The organism is Streptomyces sp. NPDC043867, from assembly GCF_056435845.1.
On record NZ_JBWKDS010000032.1, the window covers coordinates 1 to 15,991 of the forward strand.

Genomic DNA, 15,991 nt, shown 5'->3' on the forward strand with positions numbered 1-15,991 from the left:
GTCGACGCGGAGCGTCGGCGACCGACGACAACGCCGCAGATGTGCGTGCCAGACCCCGCGACGCCGGCATGATCCAAACGACAGGCCCTAGCTCGGGTCCGTGTCCAGCACGGCGATCCGGTCGGCGGCGTTCTTCGACATGAGCGCCGGACGCAGGACGCCGATCACGTCCTCCACGGTGACCGGGGTCTTCTTGCCGGTGCCCCGGGTGATGAGGACACCGTCGAAGGTGTTGCCGTAGAGCTTGGTCAGCTCCGCCCTGTCGTAGAAGTCGACGAGCTTGCCGTCCTGGGCCTTCACGCGCAGGAACCTCCACAGGGAGTTCTGCGGACTGAAGGACACCGTGTGGGCGGCGTCCGTCCGGACGGTGACGATCCCCGACATCGCGGGCTCGGCGAACTTCTTCATCATCCGGTCGACCTCGGCGTCCGGGACCGTCGGCTGCCTGGTGGTGGTCGGCACCTTCACGGGGGTGGTCGTGCCGGACTCCACCTGGCTGCGGTAGGCCTGCTCCACGGCCTCGGTCGAGGACGCGACGTCGATGCCCTTGCCCGCCTTGCCGTACACGGCGACGGCCTTGCCGGGCTGGAACCTGATCGTGCCGTCGCCGGCCGAACCCGCGCCGCCCGCGGCACGTTGGAGGGCGGCCTGGAGCTTCTCCTCGTCCACCGGCATCACGGGTTCCACGACGCGCTGCTGCCCGAACAGGGAGCCGATCACGGACACCGGGTTGTAGTCGCTGCCCGCGGCGGCGCTGACCGTGGCCTTGCTGTCGAGCTGGAGGCCCGCCTGGTCCGGCGTGAGGGACACCGTGTCGCCGCCGACCGACAGGTGCAGCGCCTTGTTCGTACGGCCCCCGAAGGCGTCGTCGAGCTTCTTGACGGCGTCGTCGCGGGTACCGCCGCCGATGTCGACGCCGAGCACGGTGGTGCCCTTGGGCACGTCCGAGTGGTTCATGAGCAGCCCGGCGCCGTACGCGACGCCGCCGAGGAACACCACGCCGACACCGAGGAGCACCAGCTTGCTGCGCCCCTTCTTCTTCTTTTTCGGCTTGGCGGAAGCGGCCGGCTTCTGGGCGGGGTCGGGCAGCTTCGGGGGCGTGTGCGGCAGCGGTCCCTCCGAGTGGCCGCCGGGTCCGAACGGCGAGCTCTGGGCGCCGCCCGGGACGACGGGGATGCCACTGGTGACCGTGTGCCCGGAGACGTTGTCGTTGGCGCCGTAGCCCTGGCCGCCCGGTCCGGGGGCGGGCCGCTGCGGCGTGAGGATCGCCGTGTCGTCGCTGAGGCCCCCGCCCGGCCCCATGCCGCCGGGACCGCCGGGACCCGCGCCGGGACCCGCACCGGGAGCACCCGGACCGCCCGGCCCCATGCCGCCGGGACCGCCGGGACCCGCGCCGGGGCCGCCCGGGCCGCGGGGGCCCGCGCCGGGGCCCGCGGGCGGCACCAGCGGGCCGTCGCCGGTGACCGGACCGCCGGTCGGTCCTGCGGGACCGCGCCCGCCGCCGCCCTGGCCCTGGCCGTTGTCGGAGAAGTACGGCAGGTCGTCACGGCGCGACTCGGCGCCGGCCGGAGGGCCGACGAGGGCGCCGGAGACGTCGAAGGAGCCGGTGCCGCCGCCGTGGCCGGGAGCCACGGGGCCCCCGCCGGTGGCACCCGCGGGCCCCGCGCCGTTCGTACCGCCGGGCCGGGCACCGCCCTGGCCGCCGAGCGGTCCGGACCCGCCGGAGGTTCTGGGCCGCGCGCCGCCCGGGCCCTGCGGACCCGAGGACATGCCGGGCGCCGGTGCGGAGCCCGCGGGGGCGCCGGTCCCGGCGGGAGCCGAACCCGCGGGCAGGCCCGCGCCGTTGGCCGGGCCGCCGCCCGACACGCCCTTGGGCGCGCCGGACTTGCGCGGCGCGAACCAGTCGCTGGTCTTCTCCTCGCCCGGCCCGGAGGACTCGCCGGGGCCTTCACCGGCGGGCGCGGGCGGACCGGAGGCGACCGCGGGCAAGCGCATGGACCCCGTCGTCTCGGGGTCGGTGCCCGCGCCGTCGCCGTGCTCGGCTGACGCGTCGGCGTCGCCCATGGGCGTACGCACGACGACCGGCGGGATGGGCCGCGAGCCCGGGATGTTGATCCGGATCCGGGTCGTCAGCGTGGTCTCGGTCTTGCGTTCCTCCGGCTGCGTGGCCGAACGGCCCGCGTCGGTACCGTCTTCGGAAGCCGTGGGGGTCCCGTACGGCGGCGTCCCCGACGGGTACGCGGCTCCACCGCGGCCGTTGGGCCCGGAGGACGAACTGTCAGTTTCACGACTCAAGGCAGGTTCTCCCGGTTGGCTCCGCCGCCCGTTTACTCGACCTCATCTCGGGCAGCTCGGCGGCGCGCACCACCATACTGTCCGTCTCCACGCGCGGGCCGCGCCCGGGAGGGAAACCCCCACGGGACCCGCACCTCTCTGATACGGCGAAGTAGTGCGTCATTTCTCAAGTCGGGCGGGAGCGCCGCCCGGTTGCCGCTCGATGCCGAGGGTGGCGCACATCACAGCGGCCGCCATCCCGCCGAGCAGGAAAAGGTAGGAGCCGAGCCCCGCGCCGAACAGGAAGTCCCCTTCGGGGCGGCTGGCGGTGAGCAGGATGACGGCGAGCGTCCAGCCGACGGCCGGGGCGACGGCTCCGGCTCTGGTGCCGAGGGCGCGTGAGCCGCCGAGGAAGAGTCCGGCCGCGCCCGCCAGGGCGAGCAGCAACCCGCCGGGGAACCAGCCCGATTGCACGAGCGCCCCGGCCGTGCCGACCACCGCGCCCAGCACGAACAGTCCCAGGCCGGCGGCCATGCGCCCGCCGGAGGGGCGCTGCAACGGCTGGGCCAGTGCGCTGCCCTGTCTGCCCGTCGTACTCATCGGCTCTCCGTCTCCGGCTGCCCGGTCCGCGCGTCCGCGAGGCCCGCGAACAGGTCCGTCTCCGGCGTCCCGCCGGGTTCCCCGTGCACCAACTCGTAGTACTCGGTGGTGAAGAGGGGCTGCGCCAGCTCGTTCGAGAGGGCGAACCAGGGCTCGGTCACCTCGATCTGGGTGGCGTGCGCCCGCATCGCGGCGGCCTTGGCGGCGGCGAACGCGGTGCCGTCGATCGCCGTGGTGATCACCGCGTCGTCGGCGACGCCGGGCACGTCGGCGAGCTGCGCCGACTTCGCGTAGGGCAGGTCCGGAAGGGCCGCGCGCAGACGGGCGAACGCCTCCTCGGCAACGGAGCGCGGTACGCGGTTGAAGTAGGTCTTGGCGATCTGCCAGGGCGCGCCGAGGCCGGGGCGGAAGCCGGCCTGCGCGGCGAGTTCCGCGGCGCGCATGGCCACGCGGTGGGTCTGGATGTGGTCCGGGTGTCCGTAGCCGCCGTCGGGGTCGTAGGTGACGAGCACCTGCGGGCGCACCTCGCGGATCACCTCGACGAGCCGGGCGGCGGCCTCGTCGACGTCCGCCCGCCAGAAGGAGCCCGGTTCGTCGTTCTCGGGGCCGCCCGTCATTCCGGAGTCCCGGTACCGGCCGTCGCCGCCGAGCCGGCGGAAGTCCTCGACGCCGAGGGCGCGCATCGCCGCGTCCAGCTCGCCCAGGCGGTGTGCGCCGAGGGCGGCGCCGGTCAGGTGGGCGAGCGTGGGCGGGATGACCTCGCCCTGCTCACCGAGGGTGCAGGTCACCAGCGTCACCCGGGCGCCCTCGGCCGCGTACCTGGCCATGGTCGCGCCGTTGTTGATCGACTCGTCGTCCGGGTGCGCGTGCACCAGGAGCAGACGCCGGTCGGGCAGTTCCGTCATGGGTCCCACCCTACGAGGCGGCTTCCCGGGTAGTCGCGTCCTGGGGGTGCCCTCACTCCCCGCGACTGCAAGCGCCTTCTCGTTCAGCGAGGTGCGGCCCTGAAAGCACGAGGTCTGCGGGAGCTGTACGGGCAGCCTGCTCCGCTCCGAAGGCGTACTCCCACTTCCAGCTCACTCGCGCACTGCCCTCAGGGCTTCGTCCAGGACGGCGCTCAGCTCTCCGAGGGCTTCACGGGCGACGACAGGGCCTTCGTGCTCCAGGTTGCTTCTGGCGCGTGCGTGGCGGACGGACAGGTCAGGGCGACGGGCGATCTCGATGTCCCTGGCCCAGGTCAGCACCCAGCTCTGCACCGGACTCAGCGATTGCCATTCCACCGCCTTGGCGAAGGCGTCGTCCTTGGTCGCCTGCATCTCTTCCAGACGGGCCGGGTCGACCACCGCGAGTGCCGCGCGCAGGGCGTCAGGGGTCTGCTGGGGCCGGGGAACCAGCTCGCGTCCGTGATCGGCCTGAGTGCTCATGGTGTCCTCCAGTGCGTGCCCCGGCCAGCGTACCGAGGCACGCTGATGCTGGTACGGGACACGGGCGCGGGAGTTTCGCGTCAGGCGGCCGTACGGGCGTCGCGGCGGCAGTCCCGGCAGCTGCCGGGTTCTGGAGCGCGGAAGGCGCGGTCGCAGCCTTCGCAGGTTTGGAGGGGGTGCCGGACGGCCGGAGGCCGGGCTGTCGGCAGGCCGAACGGCGGCGGGGGCGGCAGCTGTGCGGTGAGGCGGTGCGCCAGGAGGGCGGCCGGGCGGCGTATGCCCTCCGGCGGAAGGTCGGAGGTGAGTGCCTGGCGCACGGCGGTGGCGCTGACGTCCCGCTCCAGCCAGGCGGCGACGCCGGGGGCGAGGTGGGCCGTGTCACAGGCGGAGAGGAGGAGACGGGGATCGTGACGGCGAAGGCCGGCGAGGAGGTCGGTGGCCGCCTGGAGAAGTGCCGGAGCGGGGTAGCCGGGGCGCGGTACGGCGGGGAGTGGCTTGCGGGGTGTGCGCTTCTTCGGGTTGGCGGGAGTGGTTGCGGGGGAGTGAGCGCGATCGGCGGCTGAAGGGCGGCGGTCTTGGCGGCCGGGCTGGTTGCAGGAGACCGTGCGGGTGACGATGCGGCCGCCTGGGACGCGCTCGCGGGTACGGCGCAGATAGCCGTGGGTCTCCAGCTCGCGCAGCGCGGCGGAGATCCGGACCGCGCCCTCGGGGAAGCGGACGGCGAGGGTCTTGATGTCGACCCGCGCCCCTTTGGGCAGCGACTGGATGTGCACACCCAGCCCGATCGCCAGGAGGGACAGCTCCCGGTGCTGGGCGAGGTGGTTGCCGATCACCGTGAAGCGGGTGGTGTGACGGGCGTTGTCGTGGGTGAGTCCGCCCGCGCGGGGGTGGTTTTTGCCCGTGTCACGGGACTCGGCGCACGGGGGCGCGCTAGGGTTTCGCGTATCCATCGGGAAGCTCCTACTTCCTCGGCGGTCAGGCCCTCGCACTGGGATTGCCGTCCCGGCGGGGGCCGTCGCATGTCTGCGGCTGTGGTGCTGCGTTGCGGTCCTGCGTTGCGCTGAGGGTAAGGCAGGCAACCCGCCCCGAATCCAGCGGAGTTAGGCATATTCACTCGCGGGAGTGAGTTTGGCCGACGGGCGGGAGGGGTGGGGCTTGGTCGGGTTCTTTCTCCACAGCTGTGGTCTTTTGGAATGAGCGCCACTTGCCCCGAAGCCTGAGAAACCGGGTTCCGGTGACGGACGCGCGTCGCCTCGTCCGGGACTTCCGGCGATCAGGAGTCGCGGCGGCTCTGAACGCCCTCCGGTGGAAGTACGACCTCGGCCCAGACCGTCTTGCGCGGGCGCAGTTCCGCAGCCCAGCCCCACCGGTCGGCGAGCGCCTCGACCAGGAGCAGTCCACGGCCCGACTCGGATTCGGCGTCGGGGCCCGCATGCGGTGGCCGGGGCGGGCGGTCCCCCGCCGTGTCGGTCACCTCGATGCGCAGCGTGTTCGCAATGACGTAGAGCGTGAGTCTGAAGTCCCGGCCCGGTACGCGTCCATGGGTCACCGCGTTCGCCGCGAGTTCGGCGACGATCTGGCCGGCCGGGTCCACCGGCATTCCCCAGGAGCGCAGTTGCTCGACGGTCAGCAGCCGGGCGAGGCGCGCTCCGCGAAGCGTGGGAGACAACCGCACGCTGAAGTTGCGGAAGTGCCGGCCCGGTTGGGGCGCAGAGGAGAGGGATTCCTGGATCACGTCACTCAGAGTGGCCACTCCCACTTACCGTGAACAGTGATGGAGTCGTTGCGTACGGTGACTGTCCGGGTGTTGTCCAGTGGTGTCGGGACTGTCGGTTTCGGTGGCGGAGGGGTGCTATGACGCAGGTGAACGGCAAGCCGGTCCAGCTCAAGGAGGAGGCGGACGAACCGGGCTGGGAGGTGGACCCGGACGACGACTGGGGCATCGCCGTCGTGGAGACGGTGGGGCGGCAGCTGAAACTGCGGCGAGAGGCCGTGGGAATGCGCGCGGCCGACTTCGGGCTGGCGGTCGGGTACGGCGAGGACCTCGTCTACAAGATCGAGAGCGGGAAGCGGATCCCCCGCCCCGAGTACCTGGACAAGGCCGACACGGTGTTGGAGGCGGGCGGGCTGCTCTCGGCGATGAAGGAGGACGTGAAGAAGGTCCGATACCCGAAGAACGTCCGTGAGATCGCCAAACTGGAAGCGCAGGCCGTCGAACTCGGGGTGTACGTCGGGCTCAGCCTGCACGGGTTGTTGCAGACGGCGGAGCATGCGCGGGCGCTGTTCGAGGCCAGGCAACCGCCCTACTCGGAGCAGGAAGTGGAGCGTCTGGTTGCCGCCCGCATGGCACGGAAAGCGGTCTTCGACAAATCACCCGTGCCTGCGCTGAGCTTCGTCCAGGAAGAGGCGGCACTGCGTCGTCGCGTCGGAGGCACAATGGTGCGACGCCGACAGCTCGAACACTTGCTGGAGGTGGCCCGGTTGCGCAACGTAACGCTCCAAGTGATGCCGACTGAGGGCGGCGCTCACCCCGGAGTGGATGGCAAGATCGAGTTGCTGAAGTTCGCGGACGGTACGGCTGTCGGGCGTTCCGATGGGGCGTTCAGCGGTCGTCCGACGACGGAGCGGAAGGAACTCCGCATCCTGGAACTGCGCTACAGCACCATCCGAGCCGAGGCCCTGACGCCCGGGGAGTCCCTCGCCTTCATCGAGCAACTGCTGGGAGAAACATGATCCGCAAGCACCCCGCTGGAGCCCTCAGCGAGCTGGCCTGGTTCAAGAGCAGCTACAGCGACGGCACCGAGGGGGACTCTTGCGTCGAGATCGCCACGACCCCCCGCACTGTCCACGTCCGCGACTCCAAGCACACCTCCGGCCCCCGCCTCCGGCTCTCGCCGCGGGCCTGGGCCGACTTCGTGCCGTACGCGTCCGAGGGCTGACGGTCTGCTCGACCTCGGCCTCCGGAACGTCGACCTCGCCGCCGAGAAGCGGGCGACGCCCGTGAACTGGTGCGGAGTGGGCTTCGGGCAACGCCCTGGAACCCACTCCGCACGGAGCACGCCGAGCACGCTCGTCAGAACTTGATGCTGCCGATCATGCCCGCGATGTTCGTGGTCAGCTCGTTGATCGTGGGGGCCACCGTCGACGAGGCGAGATAGAAGCCGAACAGGACACACACGATGGCGTGACCTCCCTTCAGTCCTGACTTCTTCACCAGGATGAAGACGATGATCGCCAGCAGCACCACCGCCGAAATCGAGAGTGCCACGGCGGCTCACCTCCAAAGATCCCAGGGACTAGGGGGTCGAACGGGGTCGGCAGACCCAATACAGCGCCAGCGGGTTCCTACCCACGCAGCGCTAGTGATCATAACTATCCGTACGCGCGCATCGATCGGCGCACGGCCGCACAAGGGGGCGCATGGCCAATATGGTCGGGGCATGACGACCGAGCCCCTTTCCTTCCCGCGCCTGCAGGCGCGCACCCAGCGGTTCACCCTCGGCGCACCCCGCGCTTTCACCGTGTCACCCGACGGTTCACGCGTCGTTTTCCTGCGTTCCCGCTCCGGCACGGACCGGGCGAACCTGCTGTGGGTCCTGGACGTCGCCGAGGGCGGGGAACGCGTCGTCGCCGACCCGCAGACGCTGCTCGGGGGCCGCACGGAGCGGCTGTCGGCGCAGGAGCGGGCGCGCCGGGAGCGCAGTCGCGAGGGCGGCGCCGGGATCGTCGGCTACGCCACCGACGCGGCCGCGGAGTTGGCGTCTTTCGCCTTGTCAGGGCGGCTTTTCACGGCCGAGCTGCGAGCCGGCACGGCACGTGAACTGCGGGTTCCGGGACCGGTGATCGACCCGCGCCCCGCCCCCGACGGCCGCCGGATCGCGTACGTGGCCGGCGGTGCCCTGCGCGTGGTCGGCGCCGAGGGTGCGGACGACCGGGTGCTGGCGGAGCCTGAATCGGCGACGGTTTCCTATGGATTGGCCGAGTTCATCGCGGCCGAGGAGATGGGGCGTTCGCGCGGTTTCTGGTGGTCCCCGGAGTCGGACCGGCTGCTGGTCGCCCGGGTCGACGATGCCCCGGTCAAGCGCTGGTGGATCGCGGATCCCGCGCACCCCGAGCGGGATCCGCAGCAGGTCGCGTATCCGGCGGCGGGCACCGAGAACGCGGAGGTGCGGCTCTTCGTGCTGGGCCTCGACGGGACGCGCACGGAGGTGGTGTGGGACCGGGCCCGCTACCCGTATCTGGCGCATGTGCACTGGTCAGCGGCGGGGGCGCCGCTCGTACTCGTGCAGGCGCGGGACCAGCGCAGCCAGCTGTTCCTGGCGGTGAACCCGGACACCGGGGCGACCCGGATGGTGCACGCCGATGAAGATCCACAATGGCTGGATCTTTTCCCTGGCGTGCCCTGCTGGAGCCCCGGCGGACAGCTGGTGCGGATCGCCGACGAGGGCGGGGCGCGGGTGCTCGCCTTCGGTGAACGCCCGCTGACGGGACCGCAGTTGCACGTCCGCGCGGTGCTGGACGTGTCGGCCGACGACGTGCTGGTCTCGGCTTCGGCGGGCAGGGCGGCGGCCGACCCGGAGATCGGCGAGGTCCACGTCTACCGGGTGAACGAGCTGGGGGTGGGGCGCGTCTCGCAGGAGCCCGGTGTGCACTCGGCGGTGCGGGCGGGCGGGGTGACCGTACTCGTCTCGGCGACGCCGGACCGGCCGGGCAGCCAGGTGCAGGTGCTGCACGAGAGCAGGCGGAGCGGCACGGGGGCACCTCCGGCGGGCGGCTCACGCAAGGCGGCCAGTGTGGCGACGTACGCCGAACGCCCCGGTCTGTCCCCGCGCGTGACCCTCACCGTGGGGGGCGCACGGCGAATTCCATGCGCCGTGCTTATGCCTACGGACTACCACGGTGACACTCCCCTGCCCGTGCTGATGGATCCCTACGGCGGTCCGCACGGTCAGCGCGTGCTCGCTGCGCACAACGCCCATCTGACTTCGCAGTGGTTCGCCGACCAGGGGTTCGCGGTGATCGTCGCGGACGGCCGGGGCATGCCGGGGCACTCGCCGGCCTGGGAGAAGGCCGTCAAGGACGACCTGGCCGCCGTCGTGCTCCAGGACCAGGTCGACGCCCTCCAGGGTCTCGCCGGGTCGTTCCCGCTCGACCTGGACCGGGTGGCGATCCGCGGCTGGTCGTTCGGCGGGTATCTGGCGGGACTCGCGGTGCTGCGCCGCCCGGACGTCTTCCACGCCGGCATCCTGGGCGCTCCGGTCACCGACCAGCGGCTGTACGACACCCACTACACCGAGCGCTATCTGGGCGATCCGGGCGTCCGGCCCGAGGTGTACGCGGCGAACTCGCTGATCGACGACGACGGACTGGTGGCCGCCGCGGAGCCCGCCCGGCCGATGATGATCATCCACGGACTCGCCGACGACAACGTGGTGGTGGCCCACTCCCTGCGCCTGTCCTCGGCGCTGCTCGCCGCCGGCCGCCCGCACGAGGTGCTGCCCCTGTCGGGCGTCACGCACATGACCCCGCAGGAACAGGTAGCGGAGAACCTGCTGCTGCTCCAGGTGGACTTCCTGAAGCGGTCGCTGGGTCTCGTCTGACCATGGCGACGGGCCGGGGCGACATGGTGCGCCCCGGCCCGTCTACGGCACCCGCACGGCCGTACGCTGTTCACCCTGCCGCGTCCGTATATCGGTACGGCTTCCGCCAAGTTGCCTGCGTGTAAACGACGTTCATGCGTGTTTGTGCGCCTATGCAACCCCGCCGGACGGTGGCGAAGGGGGCGGCTCGCCGCTCCCCGGCCGGCGCTCGGGCAGGTCCCCCGGGGGCGACGCCCGGTGCTCCTCCGGGGGCACCACGCGCTTCTCCTCCGCGAAGTGACAGGCCGAGTCGTGTGCCGCGGGCCCCTGGGTGAGCCGGAACTCGGCGGGCACCGCGAGCAGCGGGACCTCCAGGGCGCAGCGCTCCCGCGCCTTCCAGCAGCGGGTGCGGAAGCGGCACCCGGAGGGGATGTTCGCCGGGGAGGGCACGTCGCCGGTCAGGATGATCCGCTCCCGGTGCTCGCGCGCCTCCGGGTCGGGCACCGGCACGGCGGAGAGCAGCGCCTGGGTGTAGGGATGCGTCGGGTGGTCGTAGATCTCGGCGTCCCTGCCGATCTCCACGATCCGCCCGAGGTACATCACCCCGACGCGGTCGGAGATGTGCCGGACGATCGACAGGTCGTGCGCGATGAAGACGTAGGAGAGGTCGAACTCGTCCTGGAGCTTGTCCAGCAGGTTGATGACCTGCGCCTGCACGGAGACGTCGAGGGCGGAGACCGGCTCGTCCGCCACGATGATCTCGGGGCGCAGCGCGAGGCCGCGGGCGATGCCGATGCGCTGGCGCTGGCCGCCGGAGAACTGGTGCGGATAGCGGTTGATGTACTCGGGGTTGAGACCGACCACGTCCAGCAGGTCCTGGACCCGCTTGCGGCGGTCGCCCTTCGGTGCGACCTCGGGGTGGATCTCGTAGGGCTCCCCGATGATGTCGCCCACCGTCATCCGGGGGTTGAGCGAGGTGTACGGGTCCTGGAAGACCATCTGGATGTTGCGGCGCACGGCCTTCAGCGCGCGCCCGGACAGCTTGGTGACGTCCTCGCCCCGGTACTTGATCACCCCGGCCGTCGGCTTCTCCAGGTTGACGAGCATCTTGGCGACCGTCGACTTGCCGCAGCCGGACTCGCCCACGATGCCGAGGGTCTCGCCCCCGCCCAGCGCGAAGTCGACGCCGTCGACGGCCTTCACCGACCCGATCTGCTTGCGCAGGACGATGCCGCGGGTGAGCGGATAGTGCTTGACCAGGCCACTGACCTCGAGGATCGGCTCGCCCGTCGGCGCCGGCGTCGTCTCAGCCATGCAGACACTCCCTCCAGAAGTGGCAGGCACTTCCGCGCTCGTCGGAGACCTCGTAGAGCGGCGGTTCGTCGGTCCGGCACACGTCCTGGGCCATCGGGCAGCGCGGGTTGAAGGCGCAGCCCGGCGGGATGTGCATGAGGTTCGGCGGCAGCCCTTTGATGGCGTAGAGCTCCTGGCCCTTCTGGTCCAGCCGCGGGATCGATTCGAGCAGTCCCCGGGTGTACGGGTGCGCGGGCGCCTTGTAGATGTCGTGGACCGGCGCCGTTTCGACGATGCGGCCCGCGTACATCACGGCGATCCGGTCGGCGACGTCCGCGACCACGCCGAGGTCGTGGGTGATGAGGATGAGCCCCATGTTGAGTTCGCGCTGGAGTTCCGCGAGGAGGTCCATGACCTGCGCCTGCACGGTGACGTCGAGGGCGGTGGTGGGTTCGTCGGCGATGATCAGCGCGGGTTCGAGGGCCAGCGCCATGGCGATCATGATGCGCTGGCGCATGCCTCCGGAGAACTGGTGCGGATAGTCGCGCACCCGCTGGGCGGCGCCCGGGATCCGCACCCGGTCCATCAGCTCGATCGCCCGGGCCCGGGCGTCCTTGCGGGACATCCCGCGGTGCACGACGAACATTTCGCCGAGCTGGTCGCCCACGGACAGCACCGGGTTGAGGGAGGACAGGGCGTCCTGGAAGATCATCGCCATCTCGGCGCCGCGGACCTTGCGCCGGTCCTCCTCCTTGAACTTCAGGAGGTCCTGGCCCCGGAAGAGGATCTCGCCGCCGGTGATTCTGCCGGGCGGCATGTCGAGGATGCCCATGACGGCCTGCGCGGTCACGGACTTGCCGGAGCCGGACTCGCCGAGCACGGCGAGCGTCTCGCCCTCGTCGACGCTGTAGTTCACCCCGTTGACGGCCCTGGCGACGCCGTCCCTGGTCCGGAACTCCACGTGCAGGTCGCGCACTTCGAGCAGCACGGCGGTCACCTCAGCTTCGGGTCGAGGGCGTCGCGCACCGCGTCGCCGAGCATGATGAACGCCAGGACGGTGATCGCGAGGGCGCCGGCCGGCCACAGCAGCATGTGGGGGGCCTGGCGGATGTACTGGGAGGCGGCGGAGATGTCGATGCCCCAGGACACGGTGGGCGGCTTCAGCCCGACACCGAGGTAGGAGAGCGTCGCCTCCAGGGCGATGTAGGTGCCGAGCGCGATGGTCGCCACGACGATCACGGGCGCGACGGCGTTGGGCGTGATGTGGCGCAGCAGCAGGCGTGAGTTGGAGGCGCCGAGGGCGCGGGCCGCCTGGACGTAGTCGTTCTGCTTGGTGGTGATGACGGAGCCGCGGGCGATCCGGGAGATCTGCGGCCAGCCGAGCAGCACCATGAAGCCGATGACGGGCCAGACCGTGTTGCTGGTCACCACGGACAGGAGTACGAGGCCGCCGAGCACCACGGGGATCGCGAAGAAGATGTCCGTGATCCGGGACAGGACCGAGTCGCCCACCCCGCCGAAGAAGCCGGCGAGGCCGCCCAGCACCGTGCCGAGGATCGCGACGCCGAGCGTGGCGCAGACGCCGACCGTGATCGAGACCCGGGTCCCGTACACCGTCCGGGTGTAGACGTCGCAGCCCTGGCCGTCGAAGCCGAACGGGTGGCCCGGCTGGGAGCCCTCCTGGGCCTTGGACAGGTTGCAGTTCAGCGGGTTCTGGGAGGCGATCAGCGACGGCCAGAGCGAGATGACGACCAGGAAGAGGATGACCAGCGCGGAGATGATGAAGACGGGGTTGCGGCGCAGGTCGCGCCAGGCGTCGGACCAGAGCGAGCGCGGCTTCTCCTGCGGTCCGGTGCCCTCGGGACCGCCCGGGGTCTTCTCCAGGGTGGCGCCCTCGCTGGTGGCGAGGTCCATCGCGCCGCCCATGCCGGTCGCGGCGATGGCACCGTCCGGCTCGTACGGCTGCTCAGGCATAGCGGATCCTCGGGTCGAGTACGGCGTAGAGGAGGTCGACGAGCAGGTTGGCGACCAGGAAGACGAGGACCAGGACGGTCACGAAACCGACGACGGTCTGGGTGTTCTGCCGCAGGATCCCCTGGTAGAGCTGGAAGCCGACGCCGTGGATGTTGAAGATCCGCTCGGTGACGATCGCGCCGCCCATGAGCGCGCCGATGTCCGTGCCGATGAAGGTGACCACGGGGATCAGCGAGTTGCGCAGCAGGTGCCGCACGATCACCCGGCGCCGCGGCAGCCCCTTGGCGACGGCCGTACGGACGTAGTCGGACCGTTTGTTCTCCGCGATGGAGGTCCGGGTCAGCCGGGTCACGTAGGCCAGGGACACCGAGGCGAGGACGAGGCCGGGCACGATCAGCTCGCCGAAGGTGGCGTCGGAGGAGACGGACGGTTTGATCCAGCCCCACTCGACGCCGAGCAGCAGCTGGAGCAGCAGGCCGGTGACGAAGGTCGGCACCGAGATGACGACGAGGGTGAGCAGCAGCACTCCGGTGTCGACGGGGCGTCCGCGGCGCAGGCCGGTGACGACGCCGAGCAGGATCCCGATGACGATCTCGAAGAGGATCGCGACGATGGTGAGCCGGATGGTGACCGGGAAGGCGGTCGCCATCAGTTCGGTGACCGGCTGGCCGTTGAAGGCGGTGCCGAAGTCACCGGTGAAGACGTTGCCCATGTAGGTCAGGTATTGCTGCCAGACCGGCTTGTCGAGGCCGAACTCCTTCTTCAGCTGGGCGGCGGTGGCGGGGTCGCACTGGCGGTCGCCGCACAGGCCCGCGATGGGGTCGCCCATCACGTTCACCATCAGGAAGATCAGAAGCGTGGCGCCGATGAAGACCGGGATCATCTGCAGCAGACGCCGGATTACGTACCGTCCCATGAGGGCTCCGGAGGTAGGAGGGGCGGCCCGGTGGTCGGCGGGGCCGCCCGGCGCGGCTCAGCCGACCTTGATCTCGTCGTAGACGGGGACGCTGAACTGGTTGAGCGCCACGTTCGAGAGCCGGTCCGAGTAGCCGGCGCTGCCGTTCTGGTACCAGAGCGGGATGGCCGCCATGTTGTCCCGGACGACCCCCTCGGCCTGCTGGAAGAGGTCGACGGCCTTGGCGGTGTCGGTCTCCGCGTTCGCCTGGTCGACGAGCTTGTCGAAGTTCTTGTCGGACCACTTGCCGTCGTTGGAGGAGGCGTTGGTGTAGTACAGCGGCTGGAGGAAGTTCTGGATCAGCGGGTAGTCCATCTGCCAGCCGGCCCGGAAGGGGCCCGACATCTTCTGCTGCGTGATCTGGTTGCGGTAGTCGGCGAAGGTGCCGACGGGGTTGCCGACGCAGGCCTTGTCGTTGCCGAGGGCGTTGTTGATGCTGTTGCACACGGCGTCCACCCACTCCTTGTGGGAGCCGGTGTCCGCGTTGTACGTGATCTTGATCTGACCGCCGGGCAGGCCCCCGCCGTCCTCGATCATCTTCTTGGCCTCGCTCGCGTTGTACTCGCAGGCGTCGCCGCACAGCCCCTCCTTGAAGCCGCCGTCCGCGCCGAGCACCGGCGAGGTCCAGTCGGTGGCCGGGGTGCGGGTCTTCTGGAAGATCGTCTCGGTGATCTGCTTGCGGTTGATGGCCATGGACAGGCCCGTGCGGACCTTCTCCATCCCGGCCCTGTCCCACTTCTTGTCGTAGAACGGGAAGGCGAGGGTCTGGATGATGCCGGCCGGCGTGTTGATGTAGCGGTCGCCGAGGTCGCTCTTCGCGTTCTTCAGCTGGGAGGCGGGCACGTCGTCGACAAGGTCGAGGTTGCCGGCCATGAGGTCGGTGTAGGCGGTGTTGTTGTCGGTGTAGACCTTCAGGTCCACCCCGCCGTTCTGCGCCTTGTCGTCGCCGGAGTAGCCGTCCCACTTGCGCAGGGACATCGTCGAGCCCTTGGTGTACGAGTCGACGGCGTACGGACCGTTGCCGACCGGCTTCTTCAGCCAGTTCGCGTGGTCGTCGAAGAACGCCTGGGGCAACGGTGAGAAGGCCGCGTAGCCGAGGGTGTCGGGGAAGGTCGAGAACTTCTGGTTGAGCTTGACGGTGAAGGTCCTGTCGTCCTTGACGGCGAGGCCGGACAGCGTGTCCGCGCTCTGCTTGCCGGAGTCGGGGTGGACCTTGTCGTACCCGTCGATGTACCCGAAGAAGTAGGCGTTCTTCTGGTTGTTCTTGAGGCTGGCGCCGTAGTTCCAGGCGTCGACGAAGGACTTGGCGGTGACGGCCTCGCCGTTGCTGAACTTCCAGCCGTCCTTGATCGTGATCGTGAAGTTCTGCGAGTCCGAGGTCTCGATCTTCTCGGCCAGCATGTCGTCGGCCTTGCCGGTCTTCGCGTCGTACCGCTTCAGGCCGCGGAAGATCATGTCGAGGACCTTGCCGCCCTGCACCTCGTTGGTGTTGGCCGGCTCCAGCGGGTTCTGCGGGTCGCCCCAGGAGGAGCTGAGGACCCCGGAGCCGTCGCCGCCGCTGTCGCTCCCCCCGCCCCCGCAGGCGGTCGCCGCGAGGGCTACCGCCGCCGCGCATGCGGCCCATGTGGCGTGCGTGGCTCCACGCATGGAGTGCCTCCTCGGAATGCGCTGGTCATTAGCGCTCAATATCACCCGCCCTCCCCCATACCGCACTTTTGTCCCGTCTGTACGGGTGGTGAAGGGGGATGAGGAGCCGGGAAGAAGACAGACCGGGTACGACGCACGGAACCGGGGGGGGGGGGGGGGGGGGGGGGGGGGGGGGGGGGGGGGGGGGGGGGGGGGGGGGGAGGGGGGGGCGTCGGAGGGAAGATGGCTTGGGTTGGGCCTGGAGG

General features: G+C 70.7%; 15 protein-coding genes. 3 read left to right on the forward strand and 12 right to left on the reverse strand.

Annotation, left to right across the window (positions count from 1 at the left end):
• Window positions 1-87: 87 nt before the first annotated feature.
• From AC069T_RS27330 to AC069T_RS27355, 6 genes are all read right to left on the reverse strand, one after another.
• Window positions 88-2,295, reverse strand: coding sequence for a hypothetical protein (locus AC069T_RS27330; RefSeq protein ID WP_478785265.1), 2,208 nt, complete (start codon window positions 2,293-2,295; stop codon window positions 88-90).
• 159 nt (window positions 2,296-2,454) lie between these two features.
• On the reverse strand, window positions 2,455-2,874 hold the full coding sequence (locus tag AC069T_RS27335; RefSeq protein WP_478785266.1) for a DUF6113 family protein: 420 nt from the start codon (window positions 2,872-2,874) through the stop codon (window positions 2,455-2,457).
• Window positions 2,871-3,779, reverse strand: coding sequence for an N-acetyl-1-D-myo-inositol-2-amino-2-deoxy-alpha-D-glucopyranoside deacetylase (gene mshB, locus AC069T_RS27340; protein WP_478785267.1), 909 nt, complete (start codon window positions 3,777-3,779; stop codon window positions 2,871-2,873). The genes AC069T_RS27335 and mshB overlap by 4 nt, the downstream gene beginning before the upstream one ends.
• A gap of 171 nt (window positions 3,780-3,950) precedes the next feature.
• Window positions 3,951-4,298 (reverse strand): hypothetical protein, encoded by a 348-nt coding sequence (locus AC069T_RS27345; RefSeq protein WP_478785268.1) that lies wholly within the window; start codon window positions 4,296-4,298, stop codon window positions 3,951-3,953.
• Window positions 4,299-4,378: 80 nt separating this feature from the next.
• Window positions 4,379-5,248 (reverse strand): helix-turn-helix domain-containing protein, encoded by an 870-nt coding sequence (locus tag AC069T_RS27350; protein ID WP_478785269.1) that lies wholly within the window; start codon window positions 5,246-5,248, stop codon window positions 4,379-4,381.
• 323 nt (window positions 5,249-5,571) lie between these two features.
• The gene (locus AC069T_RS27355) at window positions 5,572-6,042 is read right to left on the reverse strand and encodes an ATP-binding protein (RefSeq protein ID WP_478785343.1); all 471 of its coding nucleotides are present in this window, start codon (window positions 6,040-6,042) and stop codon (window positions 5,572-5,574) included.
• A gap of 110 nt (window positions 6,043-6,152) precedes the next feature.
• Here AC069T_RS27355 and AC069T_RS27360 point away from each other — a divergent pair, with 110 nt between their 5' ends.
• On the forward strand, window positions 6,153-7,031 hold the full coding sequence (locus tag AC069T_RS27360; protein WP_478785270.1) for a helix-turn-helix domain-containing protein: 879 nt from the start codon (window positions 6,153-6,155) through the stop codon (window positions 7,029-7,031).
• Window positions 7,028-7,237, forward strand: coding sequence for a DUF397 domain-containing protein (locus AC069T_RS27365; RefSeq protein WP_478785271.1), 210 nt, complete (start codon window positions 7,028-7,030; stop codon window positions 7,235-7,237). The genes AC069T_RS27360 and AC069T_RS27365 overlap by 4 nt, the downstream gene beginning before the upstream one ends.
• A gap of 134 nt (window positions 7,238-7,371) precedes the next feature.
• On the opposite strand, the gene AC069T_RS27370 is transcribed toward AC069T_RS27365, so the two are convergent.
• Complete coding sequence (locus AC069T_RS27370; protein WP_358850233.1) at window positions 7,372-7,566, reverse strand: hypothetical protein; 195 nt, start codon at window positions 7,564-7,566, stop codon at window positions 7,372-7,374.
• Between the two features lie 172 nt (window positions 7,567-7,738).
• On the opposite strand from AC069T_RS27370, the gene AC069T_RS27375 reads away from it, so the two are divergent.
• Entirely contained in the window at window positions 7,739-9,898 is a 2,160-nt protein-coding gene (locus AC069T_RS27375) for a prolyl oligopeptidase family serine peptidase (RefSeq protein WP_478785272.1), read from the forward strand.
• Between the two features lie 150 nt (window positions 9,899-10,048).
• Here AC069T_RS27375 and AC069T_RS27380 read toward each other — a convergent pair whose 3' ends face one another.
• From AC069T_RS27380 to AC069T_RS27400, 5 genes are read right to left on the reverse strand one after another with little or no spacing between them, the layout of a single operon-like run.
• Window positions 10,049-11,191, reverse strand: a complete 1,143-nt coding sequence (locus tag AC069T_RS27380) for an ABC transporter ATP-binding protein (RefSeq protein ID WP_478785273.1) — start codon at window positions 11,189-11,191, stop codon at window positions 10,049-10,051.
• On the reverse strand, window positions 11,184-12,158 hold the full coding sequence (locus AC069T_RS27385) for an ABC transporter ATP-binding protein (protein ID WP_478785274.1): 975 nt from the start codon (window positions 12,156-12,158) through the stop codon (window positions 11,184-11,186). Before AC069T_RS27385 ends, AC069T_RS27380 begins: the two co-directional genes overlap by 8 nt.
• A 5-nt stretch (window positions 12,159-12,163) precedes the next feature.
• A complete protein-coding gene (locus AC069T_RS27390) occupies window positions 12,164-13,144 on the reverse strand; it encodes an ABC transporter permease (RefSeq protein WP_478785275.1) in 981 nt (326 codons plus the stop codon).
• On the reverse strand, window positions 13,137-14,060 hold the full coding sequence (locus AC069T_RS27395) for an ABC transporter permease (protein ID WP_358850238.1): 924 nt from the start codon (window positions 14,058-14,060) through the stop codon (window positions 13,137-13,139). Before AC069T_RS27395 ends, AC069T_RS27390 begins: the two co-directional genes overlap by 8 nt.
• A 57-nt stretch (window positions 14,061-14,117) precedes the next feature.
• Window positions 14,118-15,746: a peptide ABC transporter substrate-binding protein gene (locus tag AC069T_RS27400; protein ID WP_478785276.1), complete on the reverse strand. Its 1,629-nt coding sequence runs from the start codon at window positions 15,744-15,746 to the stop codon at window positions 14,118-14,120.
• Window positions 15,747-15,991: the final 245 nt, after the last annotated feature.

Bases quoted from the DNA above. Each gene is read 5' to 3' on its own strand.
- AC069T_RS27335 (WP_478785266.1), bottom strand. From the start codon at position 2,874: ATGAGTACGACGGGCAGACAGGGCAGCGCACTGGCCCAGCCGTTGCAG.
- mshB (WP_478785267.1), bottom strand. From the start codon at position 3,779: ATGACGGAACTGCCCGACCGGCGTCTGCTCCTGGTGCACGCGCACCCG.
- AC069T_RS27345 (WP_478785268.1), bottom strand. From the start codon at position 4,298: ATGAGCACTCAGGCCGATCACGGACGCGAGCTGGTTCCCCGGCCCCAG.
- AC069T_RS27350 (WP_478785269.1), bottom strand. From the start codon at position 5,248: ATGGATACGCGAAACCCTAGCGCGCCCCCGTGCGCCGAGTCCCGTGAC.
- AC069T_RS27360 (WP_478785270.1), top strand. From the start codon at position 6,153: ATGACGCAGGTGAACGGCAAGCCGGTCCAGCTCAAGGAGGAGGCGGAC.
- AC069T_RS27365 (WP_478785271.1), top strand. From the start codon at position 7,028: ATGATCCGCAAGCACCCCGCTGGAGCCCTCAGCGAGCTGGCCTGGTTC.
- AC069T_RS27375 (WP_478785272.1), top strand. From the start codon at position 7,739: ATGACGACCGAGCCCCTTTCCTTCCCGCGCCTGCAGGCGCGCACCCAG.
- AC069T_RS27380 (WP_478785273.1), bottom strand. From the start codon at position 11,191: ATGGCTGAGACGACGCCGGCGCCGACGGGCGAGCCGATCCTCGAGGTC.
- AC069T_RS27390 (WP_478785275.1), bottom strand. From the start codon at position 13,144: ATGCCTGAGCAGCCGTACGAGCCGGACGGTGCCATCGCCGCGACCGGC.
- AC069T_RS27395 (WP_358850238.1), bottom strand. From the start codon at position 14,060: ATGGGACGGTACGTAATCCGGCGTCTGCTGCAGATGATCCCGGTCTTC.
- AC069T_RS27400 (WP_478785276.1), bottom strand. From the start codon at position 15,746: ATGCGTGGAGCCACGCACGCCACATGGGCCGCATGCGCGGCGGCGGTA.